This is a genomic window from Pseudomonas sp. XWY-1 (assembly GCF_002953115.1).
Taxonomy (GTDB): Bacteria; Pseudomonadota; Gammaproteobacteria; order Pseudomonadales; family Pseudomonadaceae; genus Aquipseudomonas; species Aquipseudomonas alloputida.
Genome location: NZ_CP026332.1, coordinates 296737 through 309363, shown reverse-complemented (window position 1 = coordinate 309363; position 12627 = coordinate 296737). Strand labels below are relative to the sequence as shown.

Genomic DNA, 12627 nt, shown 5'->3' with positions numbered 1-12627 from the left:
GCACTGCCGATGGAGAGCCACCATGCACAGCTTGATCCGCCGCAGCCTGTTGCCCCTTGCCCTGAGCAGCATCGTCGCCACCCCGCTTTTCGCCGCCGAGCCCGCCGCCTGCAAAAACGTGCGCCTTGGCGTGGTCAACTGGACCGACGTCATTGCCACCAGCGCCATGGCCCAGGTACTGCTCGACGGCCTGGGGTACCAGACCAAACAGACCAGTGCCTCGCAACAGATCATCTTCGCCGGCATACGCGACAAACGCCTGGACATGTTCCTGGGTTACTGGAACCCGATCATGACCCAGACCATTACCCCGTTCGTCGATGCCAACCAGGTCAAAGTGCTGGACAAGCCAAGCCTGGAGGACGCGCGCGCCACCTTGGCCGTGCCGAAATACCTCTACGACAAGGGCCTGAAGACCTTCGCCGACATCCACAAGTTCGAGAAGGAGCTGGGCGGCAAGATCTATGGCATCGAACCGGGTTCCGGCGCCAACACCCAGATCAAGGCAATGATCACCAAGAACCAGTTCGACCTGGGCAAGTTCCAGCTGGTCGAGTCCAGCGAGGCCGGCATGCTCGCCGCCGTCGACCGCGCGGTGCGGCGCAAGGAGGCCGTGGTGTTCTTCGGCTGGGCGCCGCATCCGATGAACGTGAACATCGACATGGCCTACCTGGGTGACAGCCAGGATGCGCTTGGGCCTGACGAAGGCCGTGCGACGGTGTGGACGGTGACGGCGCCGGACTATGCCGAACGCTGCCCCAATGCCCACCGCCTGCTGGCCAACCTGAAGTTCAGCGCCGAGGACGAGAGCCGCATGATGCAGCCACTGCTCGACCACAAGGATGCGCTGGAATCGGCCCGCCAGTGGCTCAAGGACCACCCCGAGGACAAAGCCCGCTGGCTTGAGGGTGTGACCACCTTCGATGGCAAGCCGGCTGCGGACAACCTCAAGCTTACCGCCAACTGACAGGGCCCTTTCGCGGGCACGCCCGCTCCCACAGGTACAGCGCCACACTCGGGATCACATTGATCCTGTGGGAGCGGGCATGCCCGCGAAAAAGCCAACACAGACATCACAAGGAACTGCACCATGAACCACGACGTCATCATCACCTGCGCCCTCACCGGTGCCGGCGACACCGCCTCGAAAAGCCACCTGGTCCCGGTCACCCCCAAACAGATCGCCGAATCCGCCGTAGAGGCTGCCAAGGCCGGCGCCACCGTGGTCCACTGCCACGTCCGCGACCCGCAGACCGGCCGTTTCAGCCGTGATGTAAACCTCTACCGCGAAGTCATGGAGCGTATCCGCGAAGCCGACGTGGACATCATCGTCAACCTCACCGCCGGCATGGGCGGCGACCTGGAAATCGGCCCGGGGGAAACGCCGCTGGCGTTCGGTTCGGGCACCGACCTGATCGGCCCGCTGGAGCGCCTGGCCCATGTCGAAGCACTGTTGCCGGAAATCTGCACCCTCGACTGCGGCACCCTCAACTTCGGCGATGGCAACTCGATCTACGTGTCCACCCCGGCCCAACTGCGCGCCGGCGCCAAGCGCATTACCGAACTGGGGGTGAAGGCCGAGCTGGAAATCTTCGACACCGGCCACCTGTGGTTCGCCAAGCAAATGATGAAGGAAGGCCTGCTCGAAGACCCGTTGTTCCAGCTGTGCCTGGGCATCCCGTGGGGCGCACCTGCCGACACCACCACCATGAAGGCTATGGTCGACAACCTGCCTGCCAACGTCACCTGGGCCGGCTTCGGCATCGGCCGCATGCAGATGCCCATGGCCGCGCAGGCCGTGTTGCTCGGCGGGAATGTGCGGGTGGGCCTGGAAGACAACTTGTATCTGGACCGTGGCGTGCTGGCCAGCAATGGCCAACTGGTGGAACGCGCCAGCGAGATCATCACCCGCATGGGTGGCCGCGTGCTCAGCCCGGCAGAAGGCCGGGAAAAAATGAACCTCAAGCGCCGCTGATTCAACGATCGCAAATGCGCCGAAGACCCTGTGGGAGCGGGCGTGCCCGCGAAGCAGGCAACGCGATGGATGGCACCGGCCGTACCGGTGTTCGCGGGCATGCCCGCTCCCACAGGGTTAGCCATGAACCCTGATGACTGTGTTTTACCCTGAGGACTAGCTATGCCCTTTATCACTGAAATCAAAACCTTCGCCGCCCTGGGTAGCGGCGTGATCGGCAGCGGCTGGGTCGCCCGCGCCCTGGCCCATGGCCTGGATGTGGTGGCCTGGGACCCGGCGCCCGGCGCCGAACAGGCACTGCGCAAACGTGTCGCCAACGCCTGGCCGGCACTGGAAAAACAAGGCCTGGCCCCTGGCGCATCGCAAGACCGCCTGAAGTTCGTGGCAACCATCGAGGAATGCGTGCGCAACGCCGATTTCATCCAGGAAAGCGCACCAGAGCGCCTGGACCTCAAGCTCGACCTGCACGCCAAAATCAGCGCCGCAGCCAAGCCTGACGCAATCATCGGCTCAAGCACTTCGGGCCTGTTGCCCAGCGAGTTCTACGAGTCGTCGACTCACCCTGAACGCTGCGTCGTCGGCCACCCGTTCAACCCGGTTTACCTGCTGCCGCTGGTCGAGATCGTCGGCGGTAGCCGCACCTCACCCGAGGCCATTGAAGCTGCCAAAACCATCTACACCGCACTCGGCATGCGCCCGCTGCATGTGCGCAAGGAAGTGCCAGGCTTCATCGCCGACCGCCTGCTCGAAGCGCTCTGGCGCGAGGCCTTGCACCTGGTCAACGACGGCGTTGCCACCACGGGCGAAATCGACGACGCGATTCGCTTCGGCGCAGGCTTGCGCTGGTCGTTCATGGGCACGTTTCTGACCTATACCCTGGCCGGTGGCGATGCCGGCATGCGCCACTTCATGTCACAGTTCGGCCCTGCCCTGAAGCTGCCCTGGACGTACCTGCCAGCACCGGAACTGACCGACAAGCTGATCGACGATGTGGTGAGCGGCACCTCGGAGCAACAGGGCGAGCGCAGTATCGCTGCACTGGAACGCTACCGTGACGATACCTTGTTGGCGGTGCTCGAAGCGGTGAAAACCAGCAAGGCCAGCCACGGCCTGTCATTCAGCGATTAAGGAGGCCAAGATGCCCGCTCTGATCACCTACCGCACCACGGTCCAAGAGGACTGGGTCGATTACAACGGGCACCTTCGCGATGCCTTCTACCTGCTGATCTTCAGCTACGCGACCGATGCCCTCATGGAGCGCATTGGCCTGGACGCCGATAGCCGCGGGCAAAGCGGTAATTCGCTGTTCACGCTGGAGGCGCATATCAATTATCTGCACGAGGTGAAGCTGGGCACCGAGGTGTGGGTGCAGACACAGATCCTCGGCGTTGATCGTAAGCGTCTTCATGTGTATCACAGCCTGCACCGGGCAGGGTTCGACGAGGTGCTGGCGGCGAGCGAGCAGATGTTACTGCACGTGGACCTGGCGGGGCCGCAGTCAGCGCCTTTTGGGCACGCGACTGTTTGCCAATTGAATCACTTGGTAGAGCAACAGGAGGGGACGCCGGCGCCGCAATACATCGGGCGCACCCTAAAACTTCCTTCTTGAAGGATCAGGGAGCTGGCGCCAAGGTCTCCATAGATACGAAGCACCCTGGCGCCTTCACTCGCAACTATCAGACAGAACAGAAGCGAACAACCAAAACGATCACTCGTATGACACTCTATAGACTGGCCCTATCAGCCTTCTTGTAAATTTGAACCCTTCTGGTTTCCCACCGCCAGAATGCACACTCGTGATGAGGAAGTCCCCAGAGAAGTTACTTCCCGTATAGCAGCTCTTTACCGTATACAAAATGTTGGCGAAGCATAATTTTCTCGGGATTGAGCCACTGTAAAAGTCTTTTACCTCAACCCGTACGGGATCGACATTATTATCTTTGCATTCGGTATACCATGAGAGCAGGGCTTGTTCACCCGGTTTCAAATCAATGAAGCAACCCCGGTTCGCCCCATACAACCACAAACGAACGCGATGAGCAGGGTCCGGATAAAAATTGGCAACAGTGTCCCGATTTTCATTCAAAGTCCGCGCCACATCATTTTTATCTACCGTACCCATAGGAACCCCTTGATACTGCAACCGCGGGTTTGAATGATAGGGGATGGCGCCATGCGACGTTCGCATCTGCGTATGAAAATTTGGCGATGTATGCTTGTACCCATAAGCGTAAGCGGGTATGTCCTTATCGGGAAACTCGTCACTATGCATAGCCCCCATGTTATGCCCTAATTCGTGGCCTAACGCACCAAAGCAACTAATGGACGAGAAAGCCGTCTCCCTGTACGCTGGCATCTTCGCTATACCGCAGTAAATACTATACGTAGAAAGCATAGATACCAGATCGGCGCGCACTTTTTCACGTTCGATATGAATTTTCGCCCCTAATGGTCTATCGGCTATCATATCATTAAGCTGAGTACTGGGTTCTTTGCCTGTTTCATCGTAGTCAGAGTCGTAAATATTCGACAGCTCGTACACGGCATCGACTTTACTATTAATCAAGTATTGGTTGGCGTTCTGTAACGCCTGAGCCAATTCGAGCTTGTAATTCGGAAACGTGGCCCTCGACTGCTGCGTTGTAACGAATAGCACCCTAATAGTGCTTTTTGGCGACTGAGACGTACTGAGTGACTTGGTTTTTGCCTGCGCTTGCACAGGAACAGCTATCGGCGCTGCTTCTGGTGGTAATTTAGATTCATCCACCTTGACCAAGACTTGTTGGCCTTTGCCAACCGCCGTTAACCGGTAGAGCTGCCCATCCACCCGGACATCCCCAACGACCAGGTTGCCGTCACTCACTAACGAAACCCAGTTGAGCGGATCCATATCGATTTCCGCAGGTGAGGGGTAGAGTTGTCTGCGATTGGAAGGCAAATCGCCAACCCACCCTACCATTCCCGAAGCAACACTATCGCTTCTTGACAACTTGAAACTCACCGTTCGGCCGTCAGTCAGAGGCATTGATAGCATCGCCGTATCTTTCGATACAAGCCCAGGATTGACCTGCACTTCCTTAACTTCAGCGTCTTCTGCCACACTCAACAAAAGCTTCAAATACTGGTCAGTACCCGATTGCCGCTCAAGGGCGGCGAGGTTCTGGTCTGGCTTGATCTGAAACAGCGTATCCGCCGAACTGTCGAGATAGTTTGTAGGGTCCGAAGCGGTGCATCCTCCAAAAAGAAACACAGCACCTAGCAAGCAGAATTTCAATTGTTTCCGGTTCATGTTCATGCTCCAGCTATCGGAGCTTTACTGGACCACGGGCATCGATTCCCAACAACTGACATAAATAACAGTTGCAAAAAAATAACCCCGGAAAGCCGTGAGCTACCGGGGCCAAGAGCGAGCAACATCCACTGCGTGTGAGCGAGGGTGACCAAACCCTCTGTACCGTGAATGGCTTCAGTGTGCGTGCTTGCCTGGCAGGGGATTTAGTCGTAAACGACCTGTTCTTAGCCAAAGCAGCCATGCCGACATTCTGTCCTTGCGAGGCTGTCGCGCACGTCACAGAATCGGTCGTAAATCACAGCAGCACTCTCTTAGCGATAAAAGGGACAACAGCCATGATGCATGCGGATTTGATTGATCAGGACGACCTCGCCGGCCACCTGCGCGCGCGCGGTTTCGATATTCCTGCCGGGGCCAGTGCCGAACAGGCGTGTGAAGCGGTGGTTCGTGGGCTGACCGAGCCCAATGCGCGGGCGCTGAAGGGGATGGTGGAGCAGATGTACACCGGTAGTGCGACGATCCTGCCTGCGGTGCGCCAGGCCATCGACAAGCAACTGTTGCCAGCGTTGGCGCAGTTCAACAAACGCGCGTAATTCTTTTACCCAGGCCCGGCCCCTTCGCGGAACAAGCCCGCCCCCACAGATCACCGCTGGCTCAGTTCAGCGGGTGACCTGTGGGAGCGGGCGTGCCCGCGAAGAGGCCGGCGCGGTATCAGAGCCTTACACTGGCAAATGTCGACTCATTGCGCGCCTGGCTCAGGGCCGCCATCGGCCCGCTGTGTGGCGACAGGGTCATGGCCTGCGGAATCGGCATCATGGCTACCTGCTGTGCGGTGTTGGAGCCCACACGCTCGTCACGCGGCGGAATACCGAAGTACTCGCGATAGCACTTGGAGAAGTGCGGGGTCGACACGAAGCCGCACACCGATGCCACTTCGATGATCGACATCGGCGTCTGCTTCAGCAGCTGCCGCGCCCGGATCAGGCGCAACTTCAGGTAGTAGCGCGACGGCGAGCAGTGCAGGTACTTCTGGAACAGACGCTCCAGCTGACGTCGCGAAACCGACACATAGACCGCCAGTTCGTCCAGGTCGATCGGTTCCTCAAGATTGGCCTCCATCAGCGCGACGATTTCCTGCAACTTCGGCTGGTTGGTGCCAAGCATGTGCTTGAGCGGCACACGCTGGTGGTCCTGCTCGTTGCGAATACGCTCGTAGACGAACATCTCGGAGATCGCCGCCGACAGCTCGCGGCCGTGATCACGGCTGATCAGGTGCAGCATCATGTCCAGCGGCGCGGTGCCACCGGAGCTGGTGAAGCGGTTGCGGTCAAGGGTGAACAGGCGGGTGCTCATGTTCACCCGCGGGAAGGCTTCCTGCATTGCGGCCAGGCATTCCCAGTGCACGCTGCAATCGAAGCCGTCGAGCAGGCCGGCGCAGGCCAGTGCCCAACTGCCGGTGCACACGGCGCCCAGCCTGCGCGACTGACGGGCCTGGGCTTGCAGCCAGGTGACGTGTTCACGGGTGACGGAGCGCTGGATGCCAACACCACCACAGACAATCACGGTGTCGATAGGCGGAGCATTGCTGATGGCAGCATCCGGTGTGATTTGCAGACCATCGCTGGCCCACACCTGGCCGCCATCGATGGTCAGCGTGTGCCAGCGATACAGCTCACGACCAGACAGCTGGTTGGCCATGCGCAGCGGCTCGACCGCCGATGCCAGGGAAATCAGGGTGAAATTGTCCAATAGAAGAAACCCGATGGACTGGGGTGCTGTGCGGTTCTGGGTTGGATTCCCGGAGGTGTACGACGTCATCGCGATTTCTCCTCACACAAATGCAGGGTGTGCCTCAGGCGGGCACTTACTTCTTGTTATGACCCCTCGGTCATTTTCCGGGGGTAGGCTTGCCAATCTCAACGCAAACGCCGTGCCTAAACTTGAACGGCCATCCAAAAAAACCTGAAAACGACGCCTTTATGGGGCAATTCAAGTGCTTGCATCGTGTTGGCCAGTCGTCCAGAACAGGCGAGCTAGCGCGTTGCCTGTAACGGTTGAGCAGTTTAGTGACACGCGCCGCGTGGGTTTCCCAGAAGCGACACCTTTAAGTGTCACCGACAACGCCTACACTGATCGCGACATCCGACGATCGGTAGGCGGGCCGCCCATCACCGCACCATAAAGAGGCATAGGCGGTTGTGTTGCACCTGCATCAGCCTCAAGGGCCTCTTCGCGGGCAAGCCCGCTCCTACAGGGATTTGCACAGTTCCTGTAGGAGCGGGCTTGCCCGTGAAGAGGCCCAGAAGGTCAGTTCAGGAAATCAGCACTCGATAGCGCTGACCGCCAGGCCGCCGCGCGAGGTCTCTTTGTACTTGTCGTGCATATCGGCGCCGGTATCGCGCATGGTGCGGATTACCTGGTCGAGGGAAATGAAGTGCTCACCATCGCCGCGCAACGCCATCTGCACCGCGTTGATGGCCTTCACCGCAGCAATCGCGTTGCGCTCGATGCAGGGCACTTGCACCAACCCGCCCACCGGGTCGCAGGTCAGGCCAAGGTTGTGTTCCAGGGCAATTTCAGCGGCGTTCTCAACCTGTGGCGGGGTGGCGCCGAGCACTTCGGCAAGCCCCGCTGCGGCCATCGCGCAGGCCGAGCCGACTTCCCCCTGGCAGCCCACTTCGGCACCAGAGATCGAAGCGTTCTTCTTGCACAGGATGCCCACAGCGGCGGCAGCCAGGAAGTAATCGACAACGCTGGACTCATCCACCGCATCGCTGAATCGCATGTAGTAATGCAGCACTGCCGGGATGATGCCCGCCGCGCCGTTGGTAGGCGCGGTCACCATGCGCCCACCGGCGGCGTTTTCTTCATTGACCGCCAAGGCGAACAGGTTGACCCATTCCATGGCACTCATGGTCGAGCCGATCACGTTGGGCTTGCCGATTTCCTGCAGGCTGCGGTGCAGCTTGGCGGCGCGGCGGCGCACGTTCAGCCCGCCGGGTAGCGTGCCCTCGTACTTGAGGCCGTTGTTGACGCATTCCTGCATGGCTTCCCAGAGCTTGTGCAGGCCAGCGCGGATGTCTTCCTCGCTGCGCCAGACCTTCTCGTTGGCCATCATCAATTGCGACACGCTGAGGTCGTTTTGCTTGCACAGCCGCAGCAGTTCGGCGGCGCTGTTGAAGTCGTACGGCAGCACTGTCTGGTCAGCATCCAGCACACCGCTGGCGGCTTGGGCTGCATCGACCACAAAGCCGCCGCCCACCGAGTAATAGGTGTCGCGGTGCAACTCGCCCTGCTCGCCTTCGGCAATCAGGGTCATGGCGTTGGGGTGATAGGGCAGGTTCTCGTCCAACAGCAGCATGTCGCGGGCCCAGACAAACTCGATGGGCAAGCGGCTATCCAGCTGCAGGGTGTTGGTTTCGCGCAGGTCGGCGATACGCGGCACGATCTGGGTCGGGTCAATGGCGTCAGGCCACTCGCCCATCAGGCCCATGATGGTGGCGTTGTCGGTGCCATGGCCGATACCGGTGGCCGACAGCGAGCCATACAGGCGCACTTCGATCCGTTTTACACGCTCCAGCTCACCGCGTTCTCGCAGGCCCTGAACGAACAGGGCGCCAGCACGCATGGGGCCGACGGTGTGGGAGCTGGAGGGCCCGACACCGATCTTGAACAGGTCGAACACGCTGATGGCCATTGTCGAATCACCTCTTGCTGGGCTTGTCTCTGCGCGCCATGCGCAGGGCGGGGTAGCTGCTAGTCTCAAACAGCGGGCCGCCTTGAATGCCAGCATCATCGGGCTTTTACCGCCCACCTCGCCGTCTGCAACCGACGTACTTTTGTCCAGCAGCGCCGCGCTGTTTTCAACCAGGAACTGCGCCCACCGCGCCGTTTTCCAGCGGCCTGGTGACGCAAAAATGCGCGCGAGGGGGTGGAAAAATCCATAAGCGACATCGCCCATACTGGATACGACCCGTTCCGTACTGGATACGACCCCACCAGTAGGCGATTGCCCGGCGCTGGAGGATTATCGAAAGCGACTCGTAAAGCACGGCCACGCATCCTGCCCTCTGCAGGCCTGGTCGACCGGACCCTCAGAAAGCCCGGCGACCCACGCGAACCCGAAGACAATATCTCAGGAGTCCATCCATGAAAGGTTCACCCTCGCTGTTGCTGGTTGCGTTACTGTCCGCGCCATTGCTGGCCCAAGCAGCCGAACCCGAGCAATGTCAGACTGTACGCTTCTCCGATGTCGGCTGGACCGACATCACAGTCACGACCGCGACCACCAGCGTTGTGCTCGAAGCCCTGGGTTACAAAACCCACACCACCATGATCTCGGTACCGGTGACCTACAAGTCGCTGGCCACCGGCAAGGACCTGGACGTGTTTCTCGGCAACTGGATGCCGACCATGGAGAACGACATCAAGCAGTACCGCGATGCCGGCACGGTAGAAACCGTGCGCGCCAACCTGGAAAACGCCAAGTACACCCTGGCAGTCCCCCAGGCGCTGTACGACAAGGGCCTGAAGGATTTCAGCGACATTGCCAAGTTCAAGAAGGAACTGAACGGCAAGATCTACGGCATCGAACCGGGTAACGACGGCAACCGCACCATCCAGAGCATGATCGACAAGAACGCCTTTGGCTTGAAGGACGCCGGTTTCAAGATCGTGCAGTCCAGCGAGGCGGGCATGCTGTCGCAGGTTGATCGCGCGCAGAAACGCGGCGAGGCCTTGGTGTTCCTGGGCTGGGAGCCACACCCGATGAACACCCGCTTCAAGATGCAGTACCTGACCGGCGGGGACGAATTCTTCGGCCCCGACTTCGGCAAGGCGACCGTGCTGACAAACACCCGCAAGGGATATACGCAGGAATGCAGCAACGTTGGCCAACTGCTTAAGAACCTGTCGTTCGAGCTCAAGGATGAAAGCACCATGATGGGCTATGTCCTGGACGACAAGATGAAACCCGAAGCCGCCGCCAAGAAATGGATCAAGGACAACCCAGGCAAGCTGGATGCCTGGCTGGCCGGCGTTACCACCGTGGATGGCAAACCTGGCCTGGAGGCGGTCAAGGCCAAGCTTACGCAATAACGAACTACGCAGTAGCGCTACCTCGGGGCAGGACCGTGCCTGCCCCGGGTTGATTTCAATCTATGCAGGTGGAAGCTCGCTATCATGCTTATCGATCAGAAAATACCCCTGGGCCAGTACATCGCGTCGTTCGTCGAATGGCTGACCCAGAACGGCGCGAATTACTTCGACGCCATCGCGCAAGGCCTGGAGTTCATGATCCATGGCGTCACCAGCGCCCTGACTTTCTTCAACCCGTTCGTGCTTATCGCCCTGTTCGCCGCCCTGGCGCATTTCATCCAGCGCAAGTGGGCACTGACCGCATTTGTCGCCCTGTCGTTCCTGCTGATCCTCAACCTGGGTTACTGGCAGGAAACCATGGAGACCCTGGCGCAGGTGACCTTCGCCACGGTGGTATGTGTGGTGATCGGCGTGCCACTGGGCATCCTCGCCGCGCACAAGCCGATGTTCTATACCGCCATGCGCCCGGTGCTCGACCTGATGCAGACGGTGCCCACCTTCGTCTACCTGATCCCTACCCTGACCCTGTTCGGCCTGGGCGTGGTGCCGGGGCTGATCTCCACCGTGGTGTTCGCCATTGCCGCGCCCATTCGCCTGACCTACCTGGGCATCTGCGACGTGCCGCAAGAGTTGATGGACGCCGGCAAGGCCTTTGGCTGCTCGCGTCGTCAGCTGCTTACCCGTATCGAACTGCCGCACGCGATGCCAAGCATCGCCGCCGGTGTCACTCAATGCATCATGCTGTCGCTGTCGATGGTGGTCATTGCCGCCCTGGTTGGCGCTGATGGCCTGGGCAAACCTGTGGTCAACGCACTGAACACCGCCGATATCTCCCTGGGCTTCGAAGCGGGCCTGGCGATCGTGCTGCTGGCAATCATGCTCGACCGTATCTGCAAGCAACCGGAACTGCCGGTAAGGGGTGAGGCATGAGCATCATTCGTTTCGAAGACGTCGACGTCATCTTCTCCAACAAGCCGCGCGAGGCACTGGCGCTGCTGGACCAAGGCCAGACCCGCGAGCAGATCCTCAAGCAGACCGGCCTGGTGGTGGGTGTCGAAAAGGCCAACCTCGATATCAACAAAGGCGAGATCTGCGTGCTGATGGGCTTGTCCGGCTCGGGCAAGTCGAGCCTGCTGCGCTGCATCAACGGCCTCAACACCGTCAGCCGTGGCAAGTTGTTCGTCGAGCACGAAGGCAAGCACATCGACATTGCCAACTGCTCCGCGGCCGAGCTGAAGATGATGCGCACCAAGCGCATTGCCATGGTGTTCCAGAAGTTTGCCCTGATGCCTTGGCTGACGGTGCGCGAGAACATCAGCTTCGGCCTGGAAATGCAGGGTCGCCCGGAAAAGGAACGGCGCAAGCTGGTCGACGAGAAGCTTGAGCTGGTGGGCCTGACCCAGTGGCGCAACAAGAAGCCGGATGAGCTTTCTGGCGGCATGCAGCAGCGCGTGGGCCTGGCCCGGGCGCTGGCGATGGATGCCGACATCTTGCTGATGGACGAACCGTTCTCGGCCCTGGATCCACTGATCCGCCAGGGCCTGCAAGATGAGCTGCTTGGCCTGCAGGCCAAGCTGAGCAAAACCATCGTGTTCGTCAGCCATGACCTGGACGAGGCGCTGAAACTGGGTACCCGCATTGCGATCATGAAAGACGGTCGGATCATCCAGTACAGCAAGCCGGAGGAGATCGTGCTGAACCCGGCTGACGAATACGTGCGCACCTTCGTCGCCCATACCAACCCGCTGAACGTGCTGTGCGGGCGCAGCCTGATGCGCAGCTTGGACAACTGCAAGCGGGTCAATGGCTCGGTGTGCCTGGACCCAGGTATCGATTCGTGGCTGGACCTTGGCGAAGGCGGCGCGCTCAAGCGTGCACGCCAAGGCCAGAACGGGCTGGACATGCAGAAATGGGCACCGGGGCAAGATGTGGAGCTGCTGGAGCGCAGGCCGACCGTGGTGCACGCCGACATCGGCATGCGTGAGGCACTGCAGATTCGTTATCAAACCGGCAACAAGCTGGTGCTGCAGGATAACGACAGGGTGGTGGGGATACTCGGGGATACCGAGCTTTATCACGCGCTGCTCGGCAAGAACCACGGTTGAGGCAATTGGGGCCGCTTCGCGGCCCTTCGCGGGCACGCCCGCTCCCACAGGTTTGGACTGCCCCCAAGAAGTTGGACACCAATCCAACTCTTGGGGGGCAGTCCAGGTTTGCTGAGATCTCTGTGGGAGCGGGCGTGCCCGCGAAGGGCTGCAAAGCA

General features: G+C 60.1%; 11 protein-coding genes. 8 read left to right on the top strand and 3 right to left on the bottom strand.

The window, feature by feature from the left end; translation table 11 throughout:
* Window positions 1–22: 22 nt before the first annotated feature.
* The 4 genes from choX (at window position 23) to PRJ_RS01405 (ending at window position 3584) form a co-directional block, all read left to right on the top strand.
* Window positions 23–967 carry a choline ABC transporter substrate-binding protein gene (gene choX / locus PRJ_RS01420; protein ID WP_014589378.1) on the top strand — a complete coding sequence of 315 codons (945 nt, stop codon included), beginning with the start codon at window positions 23–25 and terminating at the stop codon, window positions 965–967.
* Window positions 968–1090: 123 nt separating this feature from the next.
* Window positions 1091–1975 (top strand): 3-keto-5-aminohexanoate cleavage protein, encoded by an 885-nt coding sequence (locus tag PRJ_RS01415; protein WP_064490896.1) that lies wholly within the window; start codon window positions 1091–1093, stop codon window positions 1973–1975.
* 162 nt (window positions 1976–2137) lie between these two features.
* Window positions 2138–3103: an L-carnitine dehydrogenase gene (locus PRJ_RS01410; RefSeq protein WP_020193114.1), complete on the top strand. Its 966-nt coding sequence runs from the start codon at window positions 2138–2140 to the stop codon at window positions 3101–3103.
* A gap of 10 nt (window positions 3104–3113) precedes the next feature.
* Complete coding sequence (locus tag PRJ_RS01405) at window positions 3114–3584, top strand: thioesterase family protein (RefSeq protein WP_104960622.1); 471 nt, start codon at window positions 3114–3116, stop codon at window positions 3582–3584.
* Between the two features lie 99 nt (window positions 3585–3683).
* Here the strand turns inward: PRJ_RS01405 and PRJ_RS01400 are convergent, their stop codons facing one another.
* A complete protein-coding gene (locus tag PRJ_RS01400; RefSeq protein ID WP_104960621.1) occupies window positions 3684–5264 on the bottom strand; it encodes a zinc-dependent metalloprotease family protein in 1581 nt (526 codons plus the stop codon).
* Between the two features lie 338 nt (window positions 5265–5602).
* On the opposite strand from PRJ_RS01400, the gene PRJ_RS01395 reads away from it, so the two are divergent.
* Window positions 5603–5860 carry a hypothetical protein gene (locus PRJ_RS01395; protein WP_003255717.1) on the top strand — a complete coding sequence of 86 codons (258 nt, stop codon included), beginning with the start codon at window positions 5603–5605 and terminating at the stop codon, window positions 5858–5860.
* 118 nt (window positions 5861–5978) lie between these two features.
* On the opposite strand, the gene PRJ_RS01390 is transcribed toward PRJ_RS01395, so the two are convergent.
* Together PRJ_RS01390 and PRJ_RS01385 are read right to left on the bottom strand one after the other, a co-directional pair.
* Window positions 5979–7085 (bottom strand): GlxA family transcriptional regulator, encoded by a 1107-nt coding sequence (locus PRJ_RS01390; protein ID WP_104960620.1) that lies wholly within the window; start codon window positions 7083–7085, stop codon window positions 5979–5981.
* A gap of 502 nt (window positions 7086–7587) precedes the next feature.
* Window positions 7588–8964 (bottom strand): L-serine ammonia-lyase, encoded by a 1377-nt coding sequence (locus PRJ_RS01385; RefSeq protein WP_010951662.1) that lies wholly within the window; start codon window positions 8962–8964, stop codon window positions 7588–7590.
* 452 nt (window positions 8965–9416) lie between these two features.
* Here PRJ_RS01385 and PRJ_RS01380 point away from each other — a divergent pair, with 452 nt between their 5' ends.
* The 3 genes from PRJ_RS01380 to choV all read left to right on the top strand — a co-directional run bounded on the left by PRJ_RS01380 (window position 9417) and on the right by choV (window position 12469).
* Window positions 9417–10364 (top strand): choline ABC transporter substrate-binding protein, encoded by a 948-nt coding sequence (locus PRJ_RS01380; RefSeq protein ID WP_104960619.1) that lies wholly within the window; start codon window positions 9417–9419, stop codon window positions 10362–10364.
* A gap of 81 nt (window positions 10365–10445) precedes the next feature.
* On the top strand, window positions 10446–11294 hold the full coding sequence (gene choW, locus PRJ_RS01375) for a choline ABC transporter permease subunit (RefSeq protein ID WP_172830946.1): 849 nt from the start codon (window positions 10446–10448) through the stop codon (window positions 11292–11294).
* Complete coding sequence (choV, locus tag PRJ_RS01370; RefSeq protein ID WP_010951660.1) at window positions 11291–12469, top strand: choline ABC transporter ATP-binding protein; 1179 nt, start codon at window positions 11291–11293, stop codon at window positions 12467–12469. Before choW ends, choV begins: the two co-directional genes overlap by 4 nt.
* Window positions 12470–12627: the final 158 nt, after the last annotated feature.

Bases quoted from the DNA above. Each gene is read 5' to 3' on its own strand.
- choV (WP_010951660.1), top strand. From the start codon at position 11,291: ATGAGCATCATTCGTTTCGAAGACGTCGACGTCATCTTCTCCAACAAG.
- PRJ_RS01400 (WP_104960621.1), bottom strand. From the start codon at position 5,264: ATGAACCGGAAACAATTGAAATTCTGCTTGCTAGGTGCTGTGTTTCTT.
- PRJ_RS01385 (WP_010951662.1), bottom strand. From the start codon at position 8,964: ATGGCCATCAGCGTGTTCGACCTGTTCAAGATCGGTGTCGGGCCCTCC.
- choX (WP_014589378.1), top strand. From the start codon at position 23: ATGCACAGCTTGATCCGCCGCAGCCTGTTGCCCCTTGCCCTGAGCAGC.
- PRJ_RS01415 (WP_064490896.1), top strand. From the start codon at position 1,091: ATGAACCACGACGTCATCATCACCTGCGCCCTCACCGGTGCCGGCGAC.
- PRJ_RS01410 (WP_020193114.1), top strand. From the start codon at position 2,138: ATGCCCTTTATCACTGAAATCAAAACCTTCGCCGCCCTGGGTAGCGGC.
- PRJ_RS01395 (WP_003255717.1), top strand. From the start codon at position 5,603: ATGATGCATGCGGATTTGATTGATCAGGACGACCTCGCCGGCCACCTG.
- PRJ_RS01405 (WP_104960622.1), top strand. From the start codon at position 3,114: ATGCCCGCTCTGATCACCTACCGCACCACGGTCCAAGAGGACTGGGTC.
- PRJ_RS01390 (WP_104960620.1), bottom strand. From the start codon at position 7,085: ATGACGTCGTACACCTCCGGGAATCCAACCCAGAACCGCACAGCACCC.
- PRJ_RS01380 (WP_104960619.1), top strand. From the start codon at position 9,417: ATGAAAGGTTCACCCTCGCTGTTGCTGGTTGCGTTACTGTCCGCGCCA.